The organism is Fibrobacter sp. (assembly GCF_045131395.1).
Lineage (GTDB): Bacteria > Fibrobacterota > Fibrobacteria > Fibrobacterales > Fibrobacteraceae > Fibrobacter.
In genome coordinates this window covers 24269-44209 of record NZ_JBGUQY010000049.1, presented here as the reverse complement: position 1 = coordinate 44209, position 19941 = coordinate 24269, and the positions used below count along the sequence as shown (strand labels likewise).

Below are 19941 nucleotides of genomic sequence, written 5' to 3'. Positions count from 1 at the left end.
GGGAGAAAAGTCACTATGCTATATTTCAATACATGAAGTTTGAAAAAGATGTATTGATGGGGCTCTTAAAAAGGGCCGAATCCGAGGGAATTTTCAACAGGGCGGTCGCCGGGTTCATTTTACCCGACGGAAGTCGCGAGATTTTGACGCTCAACACCCCCGAAAACACGGTTTTCGACATTGCAAGCCTTACCAAGGTGTGTCCCACCTCCTCGCTCGCCCTGAGTTACATTCTCGAAGGCAAACTATCGGTTGACACCAAGGTCATCGACTACATCCCCGAACTACAAACAAACTACCGTGAAGATATTCGAGTTTTCCACCTGCTGACGCACAGTCTCGATTACCGCGTGCCCATGAAGACTCTGCGCACGCTGCCTGCCGAAGGAATCCTCGACGCCCTTTACACCTACCAATTCGAAAAGGCGCCCGGTGCAGACTTCAATTACGGCAACCCTGCCAGCGTTTTGCTCGGAATCATTTTGCAGCGCCTTATGGGCAAGGACTTGCAACAGCAAGGTCGCGAACGATTCTTTATTCCACTCTCCATGAGCCGTTCCGGCTGGGATCCCCTTGATCGCGACTGGAATCCGATCCCGAAGGCGGAAATCTCGCCGACGGAAATTTGTGCTTTTAGAGGTCGAGAAATCCAGGGTGAAATTCACGACGAAAGCGCCTGGGTTCTGCGAAAGCTGTTCCCCGTGGGTAGCGCCGGCATGTTCAGCTGCGTGCCGGACTTGCTGAATTTTGTACAAATGATTTTAAGTGACGGCGTCGGCGCGGACGGCAAACGGGTTGCCCCTGCTGGCATTTTGAATATGGTCAGCGAGAACGCCTTTGCCGGCAATTCCGCAGGCAAGTATTCCACCGCCAAGGACGCCTGCACCGCCCTCGGCTGGGAACTCAACAGTCAAAAGTTCATGGGCGTTAAAATCTCGCCGCGCACCTTCGGTAAAACCGGATTCACCGGGGCAAGCATCGTGGCGGACCCTGACAAGGGTGCCGCCGTCGTACTGCTCAGCAACTTCACCTACCCGCACCGCGAAGCGAATGCCGACCGCATCCACGCCTTCCGCGCCACGCTTAGCGACGCTTTCTTTGGGTAATCTCATTTTCTATATTTGTGCTCGATGAATTTCGAGCCTACAGCACTTGCCCTTTACGCCGCCTACTTCGTGTTAGGCGCAGTGGTAAGCCTTATCAACAGCATCGCAGGCGGCGGCTCCACCTTGAGCCTCCCCGTCATGATTTTCCTTGGCTTGCCTGCAACCGTTGCAAACGGCACGAACCGCATCGGGCTTATTATCGGAAACTTCAGCAGCGCCATCAACCTCATGCGCCACGGCTACCTGAACAAGAAGATTTTCTTGCAGCTCGCCCTCCCCACCTTATTTGGCGCTCTCGTCGGAGCATGCTTCTTGGTACGCATCGGTGACAAGCTATTCCAGGCCATTCTCGCCGTCGTCATCTGCCTTGTGGTGGTCATGAGTAACCTGCGCAAAGACATTTTGGGCAAGCCTCCTGCAAACCCGCCTGAAAAGCTCACGCTTAAAGGCGCCCTCGGATTTTTCGCCATCGCCATCTACGGCTGCATTGTGCAAGTGGGTGTCGGATTCGTGCAGATTTTTAGCCTTACGCGCTACACCGGCCTTTCGCCCATCAAAATCAACGCCCTCAAGAACTCGCTCACCAACGTGTTCCTGCTGGTCAGCACCATCGCCCTTGGAATCAACGGAAAAATCGACTGGCCTATCGCCATCATCATGGCAGCAGGCGCCTGGGTCGGCGGTTATTTCGGCAGTTTCTTGCAACGCAAGAAGGGCAACAAGTTCATTCAGCGCTTCATTAGCGTCTGCAGCATCGGCATGGCTATTGCGCTTGTCGTGGACTTAATCACTAAATAGAATGTCATGCCGGACTTGATCCGGCATCTCTTTTTTTATTCTTGCGCTTTTTAAGCCGTTCCCCGAGTCCTGCAATCAATTGCGCGGCCAAATCCTCGTTACCGGCAGCCAGCAGTTCCTTTTGCGGCCGCGGCAACCGCTTAATGCGTGCCTCCAGCCGCAAGGCCTCTTCGTGGCTATTCAATTCAAACTTTCTTAGAATACATTCCGGCGGGAACGCCTTGGTAAACTTCGCTCCCTTGCCGCACTTATGTTGCTCAAAACGAGCTTCTACATCTACGGCATACCCCGTATAGATGCGGTCACCCGCACAACGGAGCATGTAGACAAAATGAGGCATTACGATTCTTCGTGATGAGCCTTCGATACGAAGTTCATGTAAATCGTGCCAAGGATTGCGGCACAGAAGCTACCCAGCAGAATGCCGAGCTTGGCGGAATCCTGACGGTCGCCCACCTCAAAGGCGAGGTTAGCCACGAACAGGGCCATGGTAAAGCCGATACCGGCAAGCATACCACCACCCCACAAAACTTTCCAGCTGTAGCTCGGCTTCACCGATACGCCAATCTTCACGGCGAGCAAGCTGAACAAGAAAATACCGATCGGCTTACCCAGAATCAAGGCCAGGGCCACAGCGCCCATCACCGGCACTTCCACGCCGCCCAGCTTGATTTCGACACCCGCGTTGCTCAAGGCGAACAGCGGCATAATGAAGAAGTTTACCCACGGAACCAGCGGCTTGAAGAAGCGTTCCTGCATCGAAATACTTTCGCGGGCACCACGCTTCAGCAAGGTAAATACTTCGTACTGTTCGTTGCGGTCCTTGGCTTCGCCCGAAAGAGCTCCGCCCACGCTGCCAGCGAAATGAGCAAGCTTACCCTTTGCAAGCACAGGCTTTGCCGGCACCGAGAGTCCAAGCAGCACGCCCGCAATAGTCGGGTGCACGCCGCTCTTCACAAAGAACGCCCACACGGCAATTCCAATCACGCCATGCAACAGCAAGTTGCGCACGCCAATGCGGAACATCACGTTAATCAGCGCGAGCAGAGCAAAACCCACGCCAAGTGCAACAAAGTTCACGCCGTCGCCGCTGGGGTAACCGATTGCAATCACAAGGATTGCACCGATATCGTCTGCAATGGCCAAAGTCAAAATCATCACGCGCAGGGCATGGGGCACCTTCTTACCAAGGATCGCCATACAGCCCACCACAAAAGCAATATCAGTCGCTGTCGGGACACCCCAACCATGAGCCGCACTATGTTCGCCATGGGGGCAAAGCAGCAAGTAAATCAAAGCCGGGAACAGCATACCGCCAGCCGCCGCAATAATCGGCAAGCTCGCCGCCTTCGGGTTCCTCAATTCGCCATAGGTCATTTCACCCTTGACTTCGAGCCCGATATTAAAGAAGAAAATCGTCATCAAGGCATCGTTAATAAGCCAGTGCAAATCACCCGCACCAACCCAACTGCCAATCGTGAGCGCAAAAGGCATGTGCCAAACATGGTGGTAAGATTCAGGGCTAACATTTGCCCAAATCAAGGCCGCAATCGTCATTATGATCAAAACGATGCCACCGGTGGTCTCCACCTTCATCAACCGTTCCATCGGCGTGATGATCTTGCGGATAGGGGTCTCCGGGAACAAATCTTCAATCTTGTCGCTGCTCGTTACTTTTGCCGACATAGCTACCTGTAAATAGGGTTGAGTGATTCAGCCTTGCACCTTACAAAATAATCAATTTTTTTGCTGGCGACTGCTCTAATCAGTAATTATAAGCAATTTTTTATATATGAAAGGGGGAAGCCTCCCCCTGTTTCGCACTTCGTTGCTCTCCACCCCCACTGCGGGGGCACCCCGCAACGCCCCGATTAGTCTATAGGTAAAGACTTTTGTATATTCTTAGTGTCAAAGAGACTATAAGATGCTAGATAAAGAAGTTTTAAAGACCGTCAGCCGCATTGAACTTTCTGTTCGCGGCACGCTCGATACCGTGATGACCGGCGCTTACCACAGTTCCTTCAAGGGAAACGGTATGGAATTTAGCGAGGTTCGCGAGTACATGCCGGGCGATGATGTGCGTACCATTGACTGGAACGTGACCGCACGAACGGGCACGCCCTATGTGAAGAAGTTTATCGAAGAACGCGAAATGACCATGCTTTTGATGGTCGATGCGTCTAGCAGTTCGGAATTCGGTTCCGGCAAGCAGATGAAGGGCGAAGTCATGGCGACTTTGACCGCTTTGCTCGCTTTTGCCGCCATCAAGAACAACGACAAGGTCGGCTTGCTGATTTACACCGACCAGGTGGAACTCTTTATTCCGCCGGAGAAGGGGCGCAAGCACGTGCTGCGCCTTATCCGCGAAATCCTTTACTTCAAGCCGCAGCACCACGGCACGAACACGCAGGTGGCGCTGGAATACGCCGGCAAGATTTTGAATCGTCGTGCCGTCGTCGTGGTGATGAGTGACTTTTTGGACGAAGGCTTTGAAAACGCCTTCAAGATTCTGCGTAAACGCCACGACGTGCTTGCAGTCTCCGTCGTAGACCCCCGCGAAATGGAACTCCCGCCTGCAGGCCTAGTGGAACTGGAAGACCCCGAAACTGGCGAAACGCTCCTGATCGACACCGGCGATGCCACCTTCCGCGAAGCATTCGCCCGTGAAGCCAAGCGCCAGGGCAAGGCCACCAAGGAACTGTTCCAGCGCATGTCTATCGACTTCGTGCGCATCGAGACCCACGACGACTTCAAGGAAACCGTGGCCCCGCTTATCGAGCACTTCCGCCGCCGCGCGAAAGCCGCAAGAATGTAAAAACACGCAAAACCATTTAAAAACGAAGGTCGCCGGCATTCACGGCGACTTTTTTATATCCAGTATTTTTTATGGAGACACATTCCTTGGCCTTAGGTGTTATATTAAAAAATTAAACCAGGGATAGGAAATGACCTTAGTATTGAACACGCTGGAACCGGGTGATTACTCGGAGCAGATCAACGCCATTTTTTCGGGAGTGAATTCCGAAATAGAAATTATCAATACCACAGAAATGAATATCGCGCACTGCATCGGCTGCAACCAGTGCTGGCTCAAGACTCCGGGCGTATGCAGCATCAAGGACGATTACGAAAGCATTGTCAAGAAACTCGTGAACACGCGCAACCTGTGGATTGTCTCGGACACTCGCTTCGGATTCATCGATTACCGCGGCAAAAAAGTGTTGGACCGTATCATGCCCATGCTGAACATGTACCTCACATTCCGCGACGGATGGATGCGCCATGAGCTGCGTTACCATGCGCTGAATGTGGGTCTAATCTACAAAGGCAATGGCAACCATGAACTGCTCGAGGAATGGTGCCAACGAACCGCAGCAAATCTCGGCGGACGTTCGCTGGGCGTAATTGCGCTGGACAAAGATCCGCTTCCGATTGAAACATCGCGCGAAATCGTACCAACCGATGTCACGAGCGAAGTCACCCTAGAAAAACACGTGGTCATTATCAACGGAAGCCCTCGCGCCAAAAAGTTCAGCAACACGGACAAGATTCTGCAATCGTTCACCAAGGGCCTAGAAGAAGCGAAGACCACCTACGAACTCTATTCGCTTTCGAATCGTTCGGAATGGGCCAATGCCCGCGATGCATTCATGGCGCACAACCGCATCATCATCGCATTGCCGCTCTTTGTGGAATGTGCCCCCGGCACACTGCTTGAATTTCTGGAAACTCTCCCCACAAAGCGAGAACGGCCCGCTCAACTTTCGTTCATCCTTCATGGAGGCTTCCAAGAAGGCCACCAACTCCGTCTATGCGAAAAGTTCCTGGAATCGCTACCGGCACAATTTGGCTGCGTTTACGGCGGCAGCCTCGTCAGGGGCGGCACCTTCATGATCCGCGTCCTCAGCGAAAAACAGAACAAGGCGATTCTATTGCCTTATCGCGGCATGGGCGAATATTTTATCGAAGAAAACGGATTCCTTTCTCCGGAGGTAAAAAAGTTTTCCAAGCCGGAGCAAATCCCGTGGCATTTCCGCAAGTTCGTCACAATCCTTTTCAAGACTGTGCTCAAGAAAAAATTCAACGAATTCGCCAAGGAATGGGGCTGCACTGAACCGCTGAACAGCCAGCCGTACGCAACTAAGAAGCGAGCATCTCTTTTATCTTACACTTCACGAATTCTAGATCGCTGTTCGTAAGAATCGGAATTAATGCATTGATCTCTTCGATGGATTTGTCCCACCACTTGAGTTTCAACAAGAGTGAAGTCAGTTCGCCGTCAAAACGGTAGCGGATGGTTTCTGCAGGGTTCCCGATCACAACGGTATAAGGTTCCACGTCGCTACCGACCACACTGTTCGCGCCGATGATGGCGCCATCGCCAATGTGCACGCCCGGCAAGATTGTCGCGTTCTGCCCAATCCACACGTCGTTTCCGATAACGGTATCGCCCTTGAAGGGCATATCGCTTGCGGCAGGGGCTTTCATGTTCCAGCCTTCCAGCGTATAGAACGGGAATGTGGAAACCGCATTCATCTGGTGGTTCGCACCATTCATTACAAATTCAACGCCCGCGGCAATCTGGCAGAACTTTCCGATAATGAGCTTGTCGCCGATAAAGTCGTAGTGGTGAGTCACATGACTTTCGAATTCTGAATCCGCGATGTAGGTAAAATCCCCGACAATAATGTTCGGGTTCTTGATGGTAGGCTTGACATAAATTTCTTTGTCGTAGCCTGTAATCGGATGAATCGTATTTGGATTAGGGATTTTTTCGCTCATACCCTAAATATATATCAAATTGTCGCGGGGCGGTAGCCGAGCAGTTTCATGCTGTAAAGCGCAGTGCCCTTGCTGATGCTGCGAACGCCGGTAGCGTAACCGAAAATCTTGCGCAGCGGGACATCGGCCTTCAAAAAGTGGGTCTTGCCATCGCCACCGATTTCTTTCACCTTGCCATCGCGGGACTGAATATCGCCCGTCACAAGGCCAGCAAAATTTACAGGGCACTCCAGTGACAATTCCATAATGGGCTCGTAAAGTTGCACATCTGCGGGCTTAATAAGCTTAGTGACTGCGTCTGCGCAAGCCTTCTTGATCATAGGCGGCAAAGCGCCCTCGGTCCAGGTGAATTCATGGACTTCAAAGCATACGCCCACAAGCGCTCCCTTGCCCAGCACACCGATTTCAGTAGATTCCAAAAGTGCCGAGCGCACACCTGCCAAAATTTCGCGGGGAGCCGTTTCCAAGAATTCAGCGGACAGTCGAATATCATGGGCATCGCCATCGAGCGGCGAGGCCGAAAGCTTAATCGAAATCTTGTGGGGACCAAGCTGGAATGTATTTTCAACCGGGCCCACGTTACGGCACAAGCGTTCTTGCCAGCGAACCTCAGGACTACCGGCTCGCACTTCGCAACCGAATTCACGCTTCAAGCGGGCCAGTAAAACATCAAGCTGCACTTCGCCTACGGTATGCAAATACCAGAATCCGCCATCGTCTTTTTGTACGCGGAAACTGGGATCCATGCGGCCAAGCATATTCAGGCTTTTTTCCACATGATGGTAATCGTCGGAGCCCAAGCATTCTACGCGAGTCTGCAAGAGTGGTTGGTACTTGTCGCGAATCGAGGGTTTTGATTCATCTTCTTCGCAGGCGGGAATCGTGCCGTCCAGAGAAATCACTTGGCCGAGTTCCGTTTCAAAGGGGCTACGCATGGCGTAAATATCGCCGGAGCGGATTTCGTCGACGGGCTGTAGCAAGTTCGCCTTTAGTCGCGAGAATTCAAAACCCGCAGGCCATTCCTTGCGTTCCATATTCGTGTGACTGCGGAACAGCGAAATTTCACCCACGCCCTTAAAGTGACGTAAGCGAATCACTTGGCCTAATTCATTGTCGGCAAATTCCGGCACATCGGGCAAGAAGAATGATAGCGCCGTCGTGAGGCTACGCACGCCGAAGCCTTCCATGGCAGAGCCTGCATAGCACAATGCATAATCATTGCTCTTCGCCAGTTCCTTGAGCCCGCGCAAAAGTACCTTGGGCGGAACCGGCTTTCCTTCCAGCGCAAGCTGCAAGACTTCGTCATCGAAGTTGCTTGCAAATTCTACGGCCTCGGCATAATGCTTCTTGACTTTTTCGGTAGAATCGCTTACCTCTCCCGATTGTGGCCAGGAATCATCTACGACTTCTTCACCCGAATCAGAATGCACCAAGCGGCTCTTGCTGAGTACATCGAGTACGGCAGACATTTTGCCGCCCTTGTATTCGGGGAGAGTCATAAGCACTGGGCGCACGCCCAGAACTTCTTCGATGTTGATCAAGGTTTCGTCAAGGGAATAATCCGGATTGTCCAGCTTATTCACAAAGAGAATCGTTCGCACGCCCGCTTCGCGCAGTTTACGGAAGGCGGCCACCGTTTGCGTTTCAACTCCGCTCGCGGCACTCACCACAAGAACCGCGCCCTCGACGGCTGTCAGCGCCGTGTCGACTTCGGCTCCAAAATCCACATGTCCCGGCGTATCGATAAAATTGAACCAGGTGTTCTTCCATTCAAAATGCGCCACGCCGCTTTCAATGGTAATGCCGCGCTCTTTTTCTTCGGGCATGTAGTCCATGGTGGCAAGGCCTTCTTCCACCTTGCCCGGCCTGCGCACTTCTCCTGCCGCAAAAAGAATGCGCTCGGAAAGAGTCGTCTTTCCGGCATCTACGTGGGCAAGGATTGCAATGTTGCGAACAGGCTGACTCACGACACCCTACTTTTTCAATTGTTCTTCGAGAGCGGCTACGCGCTGCGACAATTCGGCACAAAGCTTTTCAAGAGCGTCCAATCGGGCGTCGTGTTCACGGTCCTTTTCCGATTGGCGGTGCAGTTCCGAATCCTGCATCTTGTTTACGCTGTCTACGGAATTCAGGCGGAAATCGTGTTCCGCATCTTTGGCCACCTGGGCCTTCAATCTAAAATCCTGTTCGCGTTCCTTGCTGTACAATGCGTCAATGCGAACGTCATGCTCGTCATCCTTTTCCTTTTGCATATCCAGGCGCGCATCATGTTCCTGGTCTTTACGCTGGAGCTCGCGGATACGTTCTTCATCAAGATTCATGGTAACCTCGGGTGAAAGGATTTACATAATTAATTTAGTAATTCTCGTCTAGCGTGAGTTCGTTTTCTACAGCTTCTTGTTTGCGTTCTGCAGTTGCATCAAGGGCCTCGGCATGCCCGCGCAATGCTGCAAAGGGGTGGAAAATCTTCGCGCGGTCTTCCATGCTCATGCGCGGGTGCTTTATCAAAAAATTCCAGTCGTTTTGCGGATAGGGCAAATCGATGATGTCGCTGTAATCAAAATTAGGCACGGTGACCTCCGATTTGTCCGTTGCGCTCGATGGTGGTGGCACCTTCTTGCAAGTCCATTCCCTTCACAATCGCATTCTTGCCGAAACGTTTTTTTATCAAGAGTTCCGCTTTCAGGCGTTTCTTTTCGCGCTCCTGCTTTTTCACGTCGGTAAACAAGTCGTATTGCTCGTGGACCGCATCCACAATATCGGCCGCCACAAGGTTCAACCGGCGCACGGTCAGCTTCGGGTCCACAATGCGGTCAAAAAGTTTCATCACCGCATCCGCCATCACTTTCTGCGAGCTGGTATAGTAACCAATATTCGCCGTTCCATGGGCGGGCTTTGGAATCCTTCGTCCGTAATAATCGATTACAGTCTCGCCGAGGTATATTCCCTTGTCTACGTTTTCGCGGTCGTAGCCCACCGTAAGTACCATGGCGTTTGTCACCAAGTCGTGCGCCACCAAAGTCATCGATACCGTATCCACCATTTCGCGTACCACAAGCCTCGCCTTGTCAAAGGGATACGGGTCTTGCAGTACCTGGCCTTCTCCTGTACTTCTGTTTCGCGGTTTCGCCTTCTTGATGTCTGCAATCGTGCAAGGTTCATAACCCCACGCATGGTCTATCAAGATTTCGGCATTCACGCCGAACAGCTTGTACAAAGCCTCCGGATTCTTGGCACTCACGCGGGCAATGTCGCCCATGGTATAAATGCCTCGGCCTGCATTCAACGTGCAATTTTCCAGGCGCTCTGCAATGCCGCGGCCCACTTGCCAAAAGCTGGTCAGCGGCCGGTGGGCCCAAAGCTGCTTGCGGTAACTCATCTCGTCCAGTTCCGCAATGCGCACGCCATCAGCATCTGCATCGACATGTTTCGCCATGATGTCCATAGCGATCTTGCAAAGGTACAAGTTCGTGCCGATGCCGCCTGTCGCCGTGATTCCCGTGGTATCGTACACGTCTTGAATGATTGTCTTCACTAGTTCCCGTGCGGACTTTTTGTACAACTTAAGATACTGCGTCAAGTCTAAAAAGCATTCGTCGATCGAATAGGCGTGAATGTCTTCTGCGCTTACGTACTTCAAATAAACATTGAAGACCTTCGTGGAATATTCCACGTACTTCGCCATCTGGGGCTTTGCGATTTTGAATTCAATCTTTTCGCCCGTACGCCGCTGTACTTCGCGCACCTTTTGATTCACCTCAAAAAGTCGTGCGCGGCCGGGAATTCCGTAAGCCTTTAACGCCGGCGTCACTGCCAGGCAAATCGTCTTTTCGGTACGGCTTTCGTCTGCCACGACCAATTTCGCCTTTAAAGGATCCAGTCCCCGGAGAATACATTCTACCGAAGCAAAGAACGATTTTAGGTCAATGGCGGCGTAAGTGCGTCCCACGTTTTTTACCTGTATTTTAATTCAGGATGCTCGGCGTAGAAAGAATTTTTATCGACATACATCCGTTCGTCTGCAATGTGCATTGCCCTGCGAACATCGGGTTCACCGTAACACGTACCAATAGAGAAGCGTACATTTTCGGACAGTTTTGCCATGGTGCGAATTTTGGCCACACGGGTGTTCAACTCGTCTTCAGTGACATTTGAAACGAGTATCATGAATTCGTCGCCACCGGCGCGGTACACGTCTTCATCCGGGAAAACGTATTGCAAAATTTCTGCCGCTGCGCGCAATACCTTGTCGCCAGAGATGTGTCCCTGGTCATCGTTCATGCGCTTCAGTCCGTTCAAGTCGGCAAAAACAACGGCTTCGGGCGTAGGCTTGCGGCCTGCCACAATTTGGTCGATGCGGTTGTTCATCACGTTACGGTTTTTTACGCCGGTAAGCGAGTCAATCGTACTCATCACTTCAAGCTTGTTCAAAAGCAAGTAGCTTGAAATTTCGGATGCAATAAGGAACGTCGTGACTTCGAGGGTTTCCTTGATTTTCAGCACATCGTCGACATTGAAATTGACAGCCCACAGGTAGCCAAGCAATTCGCCGCTATGCCGCAGCGGGAACAGCACAATCGTCTTTACGCCGGCAAGGTCAAGCATGGATCCCCAAATCGGGTTTGCCAAGCGTAGCTTTTCCATCTCGCGTTCGTCTTTTACGATGATGCAGGTACTGCCGGCAAGTGTTTCGGGCCATGTTTCTGCAATGGCGTAAAAACCTTCGATGTACCGCGACATGGGTCTAACTTTTACATCTTCGCGAATAGATTCTGCAAAAATGGAACACTCCCGATTTTCGGCGTCGGTGAGCAAAATACAGCAATGGTCGGAGCCGCAAGTTTTGCGGATGTCTTCAACAACCTCTTGGAAGGTCTGCTTGACATTGTCTGTACCGCGCAGCTTGATACAAGTGTTGAGCACGTAGGTGGCCGTTTCTGCAGAAAGGTCCGCCATGGTCGAAGAATCCGCCTTGGGAGCCACATCGTAACTATAGATACAGTAGCCGATGTTTTCGGTGTCAGATTCCAGCGGCAATAGGAACATGTTCAGCCAAAGACCCATCATGTAGAGGTCAACGTAGGCATGGAGCGGCTTATCCGACTGCACGCAGCGGAAGCAATGGTCCTCAAAGTTCTGGTTCTTCGGAAAGCATTCTTCGTAGGGGCAACCCGGTACAAACGGATGGTGTGTCAAGGCCTCCATATGATCGCAATGGGCCTTGTTTCCCGCCGCGACACGGATATTTCCATAAGATCCATCCGGGTAAAGTTCCACGGACATTACACAGGCTTTAGCCCTATAATGCGAAAGAATCTTATCAAAATCCATACCAGCTTGTCCTCCTACGGCATTTCTTTTTTACATAGATAATTTAAAAAGATTTTGTAGGTGCTAAATGTCACTTCAGTTATTCCCGGTGCTCGTACAGATACAAATTCGCTTCGGGAACGGCAAGGTCGGATCCCTTGATTTTCCATTCGTCGTCTTCGCTGGTACGGTACTTTACCACGACGCGGTAGCGATTATCCGTCTGTAACACAGCTTGGGGAACGGTCCAGAAATTCTCGGTGCCCACGACCATTTCAAGTTCATGAACATCGCGAGTATCTACGCCATAAATCGTAATGGATTTTACCATGTCCTTGGGGTTACGCACATGGATGATGCTCCAGAATTCACTGGCGCCTTCCTTGACCCAGATGGAGGTGGAATCACCCCAAACGCCTTCTACGCCTTCGCAACTCACGAATTCCCATTCGCCGGAATAACGGCCCACGTTGATTCCCATGATGTCGGAGGCCGGGGCGCCACCCAAGTCCACGCCGCAATTGGCGTCGGGGCAACGGTCGGTAATGCGCACGGTAACTTCTTTCCAGCCGTCAGGCGTTCTCGCTTTCACATGTACGCATCCGCCGCAAGCGGCTCCGCCATTCCACGGGCCTTTATCGTCACCGGGGGAAACATTCACGTGAATGGCTGCATAATATTGAATGTTGGTCTGTCCATAGTTACAGGCGCCACCCAAGCTCGTTTCTTTCGCAGTGATGCTGCCGTAAGTAGTCACTGAACCCTTGCCACCGTTTTCGGTGAGTTCGGGATCTGCCGCGGTAAAACTATCGCAAGATGTGCATTTGCCGTCATCGCCACTGCCGAGGGCGCTACTAGAGGATTTTTCCGTTTGCGTTTCGCTGGAGGCTGGCGTTACAGCGCTAGATAATTCGGGAGTTTCGGCTTCGGAACTCGAAGACTTGACCTCGGCGGAACTCGATGCCGGATTAGAACTTGAGGCAGGACCGGAGTTTGATGAAAGTTGTTCGTCTGAACTAGAAGAAGACTTTGATTCTGCTGATGAACTTTCTGTCGGAGTCGCGCTAGAGGCTGATTCGTCACCGCAACCTACTACAGCCGCCATAGACGCACATAAACAAAAGGCAAGGACAAGATTTCGCATATATTGGAATATACCTAATTATCCATGAAAAGCATGTAAAAAAAGTATATGTTAGCAGGAAGGAGCGGTCTTTGATGGGGTTTTGGCGGTGGCCTCTTTTTTTATATTAAGTATTGAATCGCCTAGGGAGGAATAGGGATATGCAGGACTCGACACCGAAAACAGATTCTCGTACCGAAGAGCAAAATGCCGATTTGCAGACAGAAGCCATGCAGGCTAAAAAAGCGAGGGCCGAACGCATCAAAAAAATGCGCGGCTGGCTTTCGCCCCGCGATTCCGTCGCAGACGATTTCACCGCCGAAGACGAAGCCCTCTATTACGGCAGCGGCCACTCCGGCTGGAACCGATAATTTTTGATGTATAGAAAAATCCCCCGGCAAGTGCCGAGGGATTTTTTTAAAGGTGATGCCGGCGGAATCCGGCATGAAACTCGCGATTAATAGCGGTAGTGATCAGCCTTGTACGGGCCTTCCACAGGCACGCCGATGTAGTCGGCCTGAGCCTTGGTGAGGGTCGTCAGGTGAACGCCGAGCTTTTCGAGGTGGAGGCGTGCGACCTTTTCGTCGAGGATCTTCGGGAGCGTGTACACGACGCCGCTTTCGTACTTGATGCCGGCGACAGTCTGCTTGCCCTGAGCGTTGAGCCAGAGGTCGATCTGAGCGATGGTCTGGTTCGTGAAGCTTGCGCTCATCACGAAGCTCGGGTGACCAGTAGCGCAGCCGAGGTTCAGCAAGCGGCCTTCAGCAAGAATAAGGATGCTGTGACCGTCGGCGAAAATCCATTCGTCGTACTGCGGCTTGATTTCGTTACGCTTGATGCCCGGAATCTTCTTGAGGCCGGCCATGTCAATTTCGTTGTCGAAGTGACCGATGTTACCCACGATAGCGCGGTTCTTCATCTTTTCCATCTGAGCGGCGCTAATGATGCCGGTGTTACCGGTGGTGGTCACGAAGATGTCGGCGTAGCTAACCACTTCGTCGAGGGTCTTGACTTCGTAGCCTTCCATAGCAGCCTGCAGAGCGCAAATCGGGTCGATTTCGGTGATAATCACGCGAGCACCCTGACCGCGCAGAGACTGGGCGCAGCCCTTACCCACGTCGCCGTAGCCGCACACGACTGCAATCTTACCGGCCATCATCACGTCGGTGGCGCGGTTGATGCCGTCGATCAAGGAGTGGCGGCAGCCGTAGAGGTTGTCGAACTTGGACTTGGTCACGGAATCGTTCACGTTGATTGCCGGGAACTTCAGACGGCCAGCCTGGGCCATCTGGTAAAGGCGATGCACGCCGGTAGTCGTTTCTTCGGAAACGCCCTTCAAGGCTTCGCGAGCGCGGGTCCACTGCTTCGGATCCTTTTCGAAAATCTTCTTGCAGGTGGCGAGGAACACGCCCCATTCTTCGCTGTCGGTGGCCGGGTTGAATTCAGGCACCTTGCCGGCGTCTTCGAATTCAGCACCGCAGGTCACGAGCATGGTAGCGTCGCCACCGTCGTCCACGATCAGGTCAGGGGTCTTGCCGTCGGGCCATACGAGGGCGCGGGCGGTGTTTTCCCAGTAGTCTTCCAAGGATTCACCCTTCCAGGCGAACACAGGCACGCCCTGCGGATTTTCCACAGTACCCTTCTTGCCCACTACCACGGCGGCGGCAGCGTTGTCCTGCGTACTAAAGATGTTGCAGGAGACCCAGCGCACATCGGCACCCAGGTCCACGAGCGTTTCAATCAAAATAGCGGTCTGCACCGTCATGTGGAGGCTGCCCATAATGCGGGCGCCAGCCAGCGGCTTCTTGCCGGCATATTCCTTGCGGAGAGCCATCAGGCCCGGCATTTCGGTTTCGGCGAGGTCGAGTTCCTTGCGGCCTTCAATCGCAAGGTTAATGTCCTTAATTTTGTATTCCATGCTAATATATCCTTTTCAAAAAATCTTATTTATGCATAAATATAGTTATATGCATAAAAAGCGTCAAGACCTTATTTTAGGAACAGAATTCCACGCATCTGGAGCGAACGGTTATTCTTGGACCATTCTTCGGTGGACAGGTATTCTAGCTCCAAGGTCGCTTCGCTGGACTCGATGGTCGTTTTTTCGGCCTTTTTCAGTTCTTCTCGGCTGATTTTGAAGCTGTAGACGATGGTATCGGCGTCTGCGTCCTCGTGTTCCGGCTTGTAACGGAAGAATAACGAGTCTTCATTGAATTCAAATTCATCATAATTATAATAATGGTCTACGATTAACGCCTTTTTGGCTCCCGTAGGTACCGTGAGCGGCGTATTGTCTGGCTGGCTGATGTAGGCCTTGAATGGGTCGAACGAATTGTCATCTTCAGTATCGGACACCAATCGGTAGGTGTGATCGAGGTCCCTTAGAGATTTTTTGGTTGTCGTAAAGAGTTTTGGCAATTCTTTACTTTTTGATTCCTCCATCGAGAACAGCTCTCCCAAGATTTGTTCCGATTCTTTGTCTTTGCGATCCTTGAGTTTATAAATGAAGTTTTTGGTGTCTTCTTCGCTTAGCGGGAACTTGTTGTAGCCTTGATTGGCAAGTTCTTTCTTGATGTCGTTTAACCAGACGTGGTGGGTAATCTTAAAAGCATTGATGGGCGAATTTGTTGAAATAAAGAACAGCGCGCAGAAAATGATTGCGATGAATCGGGACTTGCGCTTGATTTTGTCAACCAAGAAGACTACGATAATGGCGTAAAAGAAAATGTTGATGGCGATGGCGTAAACGTATTCAATTTCGATGCCGAATAGCTCTAGCATATTGTAGATGTCGATAGACATCAGGACAACAAGGGGAATGCAGGCTGCGGGGAATATTTTCAGGAGTCGCGTTTCAACGGTCGGCTTTGGGGCCAGTCGCGCCGGGTACATGACAGTGATGAGTACCAGCAGGTAAATCATGAAACCCGTGACGAAGTAGGATGCTGTCGTGAGCGGCAAGTCCCATAAAGCAATGAACTTGAAAATGTAGCCGTAAAAGAGTAGTGTGCCAATAGAAAGCTCCGGAATGAACAGGAATCGGATGGTGCTCGTTGCAAACTTGCTCAGCGTAGGCGGTGCTTCAAGGCATTCGTCGATAGAAGGTATTCCAGAAAAGAATAAGATGGGGGCAACAATGCTTGAACAGAAATAGAAGATGTAAAGGTATATATCTTCGTCAGGGTCTGCATCGAACAGTTCCGAAAATCCAAAGACAAGGCCTTCGATGGCGCCAAGCAAAATGGCCGATACGACAATGGCAGCTAGGGCGACTTTGATGTTCTTTTGCAAGAATACCCAGAATCCGTTTTCGTTTTTCTGTTTCCAGAAAGGGGCAAGTAAAAATCCAAAAGACGAGACTATATAGACAAGAGAAATGGTGCTTGCAAAAGTGATGGCGCTATTTGTATTTTCTTCTAAGTTGGCAAAAACGAGTATGATAGAAAGTGCAAACCATGAGCCGCTTGCAATGGCTTGGGGCGCCTGGCTTGTATTTTTTCGAGATTCCTGCACCAACGCTGTTGTGAGGGCAATGATTGTAGCGGCAATGGGGTAAATGCCCAGCCATAGGAACAGTCGAGCAAAACTGCTGCTAAAGAAATTCGCGAATTCGGTGTCAATAACGAGCGCAAGGAACGTGAGAACGGTGAATGACGAAGCCAGCGGAAACCGCTTGAACGCACTCGAAATTTGGCTCGGATATTTTTTGATTGCTGATAAATTCATTCCCTAAATATAATAAGGCTGCTTCGGACAATGAAAAAATCCCCGACCAGGGGTCGGGGGTAAGTCTTTCGGACGGTTGTCCTAATAAATATGTCGATTACTCGATGGTCAGAATATCGCAGAAACCGGTCACTTCGAAGATTTCCTTGATGGCGGAGCTTGCGTTCTTGACGACCATGGAACCTTGCTTGTTCATGATCTTCTGGGCCATGAGCAGAATACGCAGTCCTGCAGAAGAAATGTAGTCGAGCTTCTTGAAGTCAAACACCAGCGACTTCACGCCGTCGAGCTTGCCCTGGATTTCGGCATCGAGCTGCGGGGCGGTCAGAGTATCCAAGCGACCTTCAAGTGCGATGGTCAACTTATCGTTATCGTTTGTCTTGTTGATCTGCATAATTTTTCCCTCTTTCTCTTAAATTTATAAAAGTTTACAAGACCTTTACAAGGTCTTGGTGATTGCCAGCTCGTTGTTGTCTCCGTTTCTGCGGTAGCACACGCTGTCCATGGTCTTTTTCACTATGAATATCCCAAGTCCGCCGATTTCGCGTTCCTCGGCAGGGAGCGTTACGTCGGGGTCGGCCTGCTGAATCGGGTCATAGGGCTTGCCATTGTCAATGAAGGTGAGCCTTGCAGTAAGGGTTGCCTTTCGGACTTCCACAATCAAAGTCACACGGGTAGCGCCTGAGAATTTCACGATGTTGCTGTAGATTTCGTCGATAGCGATGTTGATTTGCATCTGCGACTTCATGGAACCTTCCATGGGGGCGAGAATTCCTTCAACGAATGCTGTCAGAATATCTTGGTTTTCCGGGATTACGTCAACGATTTTTTCGTAACGGTCCCATGCATCTTGCATTTGCACTTTCTTTGCTCCATCCATTGGTGTAAGGATATCCTGGACAAATGACTTCAGCTCGCCGCTCTTGCCGTTGTCCGAAACGTTGATTGTCTTTTCGTAGCGTTCCCAGACCGGTTCATCGCTTCCGTTGAACTTTATGGCAAGCATGGTGATGTCGTCGAATTGCGGGACATCCTGAACAAATTTATCAATTTCGTTTTTGACAAAAGTACAGGTGTTGGCTGTATTCAAGTCGGCGCACTTTCTAATGGCGTCCAGCAGTCTGTTGTCGCCAAAAAGCTGGTCTTCGCTATTGGTTGCTTCGGTTACGCCGTCGGTGTAAAGGAACAGCGTATCGCCATGTTGTAAGTTAAAATACTGGGGTTTGTAAATGGTTTCTTCCATGGCGGCCATCACGAGGCCGGCCTTGCTCGGAATGAATTCCACCGAGCCGTCTTCATGGCGAACCACAGGCGGGTTGTGGCCAGCCGAGGCAAATTCGATATGACCTGTGCGTAGGTCGATAATGCCCGCCCATACGGTCACGAACATATTCAACCTGTTGCGTTTGGCAAGTGCATAGTTGGTCTTGTTGAAAGCGTCAACGATAGACTTCAGGTTCTTCGTCATGGTGCGCAAGATGATTCTCGAAACCATCATGAACAGGGCTGCCGGCACGCCCTTGCCGGACACGTCCGCAATCACTACGCACAAATGATCATTGTCGATTTTGAAGAAGTCGTAGAAGTCGCCACCGACTTCCTTGGCGGGCAATAGGAACGGCGCGAGTTCGTGGCGGTCATCATCGGAATTTTCTTCCCGTTCTTCGCCGGGGAGCATCGAAAGCTGAATGTTTCTTGCAAGGTCCAGTTCGCGCTCGATACGCTTCATGTCCTTTTGCTTTTCGATGTTGTCCTTGAGTTCGGTGAGCATGTTCGAGAATGCCCACGCAAATTCTGCGACTTCGTCGCGGCCCGTCATTTTCGGGATGGCTACGTTGAAGTTTCCTTGTCCGAGCTTTCTTGCCGCAATGGCGAGTTCCTTGAGGGGCTTTGCCACACGGAAAGAAATAAATAGGATGATGATTAGAATAACGCCGTAGCCACCGAGTGCCATCAGCAAGAATTGGCTGCGCATGGCTCTTTGGTCTTCACGGTATTTCTGAATGGGCCATACCACCAAGAATGTCCAGTTGTTGGAATGAATCGTGGTGTAGTAAATGGCCGATTCTTCGCCGTCTGCTACCGTACCAATGAACAGTCCGCTGGAGTTTCTGACTCTGCGGTCAAAATCAAAGTCCTTATTGCCACGGCGTTCCTTGACAACCACGTCGCGATTTCTTTTTCCCTGGGCGATTCGTTTCGGGTAAGCGACGGCCGTATTTTTTGCTGTAGTAATCATGGCATAGCCGGAGTTCGAAACGGGAATCGATGTAACTTCGTCTTTAAGGAATTCGATGGACATGTCTACGGCGAGCACGCCTGCAAAAACCTTTTCGCCATTATTTTTAGTCTGGAAAATAGGTACGGTGTATATGGCAATCGGTTCAGTGACAAAATCACCAATGAAAGGCTCTTGCCAGCGGCTGGTCTTGCTGTTCTTTATGCTTGCGTACCATTCCTTGTCTTGGTAGTTGGCGCCGTCAATCAGTTTGGTTTCGCCTTCTCCGAATCGGGCGAGTCGCATGTATTCGCCTTTGGGGGTTTCGGGGCCCATGCCGGGTTCGTAGGCGACCACCACGGCTATAATCTGTGGAATGGTTCTGCGGGCATTGAACAGTGCTTGCAGCAAAAAGTCGTCAACATCGGCCTTGGTCATGGAGTGCGAATCGATTTTGACGGCAAGGTCTTCGCCAATGACTTTACTGGCATTGAACAGCTTGTCAATGTAGTTCACGTTGGCGCGGCTGATTTCTTCACCATTTTCGGTGGTCATCTGATTCAGCATCGCCTGAGTTTTGTGGTTCATGATTCCCAAAATCAGGCCGAATACGATCGTGATGGCGGCCAAAATCATCATGGACTGTTTAAAGGCAAGCCCGCGGAAATTGAATCCCATAAAATTCCTCTCTTCTTAATGTTCAAAATATATGTAAAAAAAAGAAAGCGCGAGGGTAAAATGTCGTTTTCCCTAATTTTTTGCCGTTTTTGGTTCATTTTCGCCTTATTTCATTTTTTGAAATCCGGTTTTTGAATATGGACTTATTATATTTATGTTCCCTAGACTTTACGGCGTGGAAATGCGGTACTTTCCGTAAA

The 19941-nt window shown here is 51.0% G+C and carries 18 protein-coding genes; 5 read left to right on the top strand and 13 right to left on the bottom strand.

Translation table 11 applies throughout. The features are described 5' to 3' along the window. Positions 1–32 precede the first annotated feature (32 nt). Both ACJMNB_RS13630 and ACJMNB_RS13625 read left to right on the top strand, forming a co-directional pair. Entirely contained in the window at positions 33–1106 is a 1074-nt protein-coding gene (locus ACJMNB_RS13630; RefSeq protein WP_405343409.1) for a serine hydrolase domain-containing protein, read from the top strand. A 24-nt stretch (positions 1107–1130) separates the two neighbouring features. Further along, complete coding sequence (locus ACJMNB_RS13625; RefSeq protein WP_405343407.1) at positions 1131–1904, top strand: sulfite exporter TauE/SafE family protein; 774 nt, start codon at positions 1131–1133, stop codon at positions 1902–1904. A gap of 4 nt (positions 1905–1908) precedes the next feature. Here ACJMNB_RS13625 and ACJMNB_RS13620 read toward each other — a convergent pair whose 3' ends face one another. Then, on the bottom strand, positions 1909–2244 hold the full coding sequence (locus ACJMNB_RS13620) for a GIY-YIG nuclease family protein (protein ID WP_405343405.1): 336 nt from the start codon (positions 2242–2244) through the stop codon (positions 1909–1911). Next, complete coding sequence (nhaA, locus tag ACJMNB_RS13615; protein WP_405343403.1) at positions 2244–3590, bottom strand: Na+/H+ antiporter NhaA; 1347 nt, start codon at positions 3588–3590, stop codon at positions 2244–2246. Before nhaA ends, ACJMNB_RS13620 begins: the two co-directional genes overlap by 1 nt. A gap of 238 nt (positions 3591–3828) precedes the next feature. Here nhaA and ACJMNB_RS13610 point away from each other — a divergent pair, with 238 nt between their 5' ends. Continuing rightward, positions 3829–4719, top strand: a complete 891-nt coding sequence (locus tag ACJMNB_RS13610; protein ID WP_405343401.1) for a DUF58 domain-containing protein — start codon at positions 3829–3831, stop codon at positions 4717–4719. A 130-nt stretch (positions 4720–4849) separates the two neighbouring features. Beyond that, positions 4850–6103 (top strand): hypothetical protein, encoded by a 1254-nt coding sequence (locus tag ACJMNB_RS13605; RefSeq protein WP_405343399.1) that lies wholly within the window; start codon positions 4850–4852, stop codon positions 6101–6103. Here ACJMNB_RS13605 and ACJMNB_RS13600 read toward each other — a convergent pair. The 7 genes from ACJMNB_RS13600 to ACJMNB_RS13570 all read right to left on the bottom strand — a co-directional run bounded on the left by ACJMNB_RS13600 (position 6045) and on the right by ACJMNB_RS13570 (position 13140). Then, positions 6045–6686, bottom strand: a complete 642-nt coding sequence (locus tag ACJMNB_RS13600) for a CatB-related O-acetyltransferase (protein WP_405343397.1) — start codon at positions 6684–6686, stop codon at positions 6045–6047. The two genes, ACJMNB_RS13605 and ACJMNB_RS13600, sit on opposite strands and share 59 nt — an antisense overlap. A 14-nt stretch (positions 6687–6700) precedes the next feature. Further along, on the bottom strand, positions 6701–8653 hold the full coding sequence (locus ACJMNB_RS13595; RefSeq protein ID WP_405343395.1) for a GTP-binding protein: 1953 nt from the start codon (positions 8651–8653) through the stop codon (positions 6701–6703). A 6-nt stretch (positions 8654–8659) separates the two neighbouring features. Further along, positions 8660–9007 carry a hypothetical protein gene (locus tag ACJMNB_RS13590; protein WP_405343393.1) on the bottom strand — a complete coding sequence of 116 codons (348 nt, stop codon included), beginning with the start codon at positions 9005–9007 and terminating at the stop codon, positions 8660–8662. A 34-nt stretch (positions 9008–9041) separates the two neighbouring features. Then, the gene (locus tag ACJMNB_RS13585; protein ID WP_405343391.1) at positions 9042–9257 is read right to left on the bottom strand and encodes a hypothetical protein; all 216 of its coding nucleotides are present in this window, start codon (positions 9255–9257) and stop codon (positions 9042–9044) included. After that, a complete protein-coding gene (locus ACJMNB_RS13580; protein ID WP_405343389.1) occupies positions 9250–10635 on the bottom strand; it encodes a DNA methylase in 1386 nt (461 codons plus the stop codon). Before ACJMNB_RS13580 ends, ACJMNB_RS13585 begins: the two co-directional genes overlap by 8 nt. Positions 10636–10640: 5 nt before the next feature. Beyond that, on the bottom strand, positions 10641–12017 hold the full coding sequence (locus ACJMNB_RS13575; RefSeq protein ID WP_405343387.1) for a diguanylate cyclase domain-containing protein: 1377 nt from the start codon (positions 12015–12017) through the stop codon (positions 10641–10643). Between the two features lie 79 nt (positions 12018–12096). Continuing rightward, positions 12097–13140, bottom strand: coding sequence for a hypothetical protein (locus ACJMNB_RS13570; protein WP_405343385.1), 1044 nt, complete (start codon positions 13138–13140; stop codon positions 12097–12099). A gap of 140 nt (positions 13141–13280) precedes the next feature. On the opposite strand from ACJMNB_RS13570, the gene ACJMNB_RS13565 reads away from it, so the two are divergent. Further along, on the top strand, positions 13281–13490 hold the full coding sequence (locus tag ACJMNB_RS13565; protein WP_405343383.1) for a hypothetical protein: 210 nt from the start codon (positions 13281–13283) through the stop codon (positions 13488–13490). A gap of 86 nt (positions 13491–13576) precedes the next feature. Here the strand turns inward: ACJMNB_RS13565 and ahcY are convergent, their stop codons facing one another. The 4 genes from ahcY to ACJMNB_RS13545 form a co-directional block, all read right to left on the bottom strand. Next, positions 13577–15037: an adenosylhomocysteinase gene (gene ahcY, locus ACJMNB_RS13560; protein WP_088629006.1), complete on the bottom strand. Its 1461-nt coding sequence runs from the start codon at positions 15035–15037 to the stop codon at positions 13577–13579. Positions 15038–15108: 71 nt separating this feature from the next. After that, positions 15109–16845, bottom strand: coding sequence for a hypothetical protein (locus ACJMNB_RS13555; RefSeq protein WP_405343381.1), 1737 nt, complete (start codon positions 16843–16845; stop codon positions 15109–15111). Positions 16846–16942: 97 nt separating this feature from the next. Next, entirely contained in the window at positions 16943–17239 is a 297-nt protein-coding gene (locus ACJMNB_RS13550) for an STAS domain-containing protein (RefSeq protein WP_173821753.1), read from the bottom strand. A 45-nt stretch (positions 17240–17284) separates the two neighbouring features. After that, positions 17285–19741, bottom strand: a complete 2457-nt coding sequence (locus ACJMNB_RS13545; protein ID WP_405343379.1) for a SpoIIE family protein phosphatase — start codon at positions 19739–19741, stop codon at positions 17285–17287. Between the last annotated feature and the right edge of the window lie 200 nt (positions 19742–19941).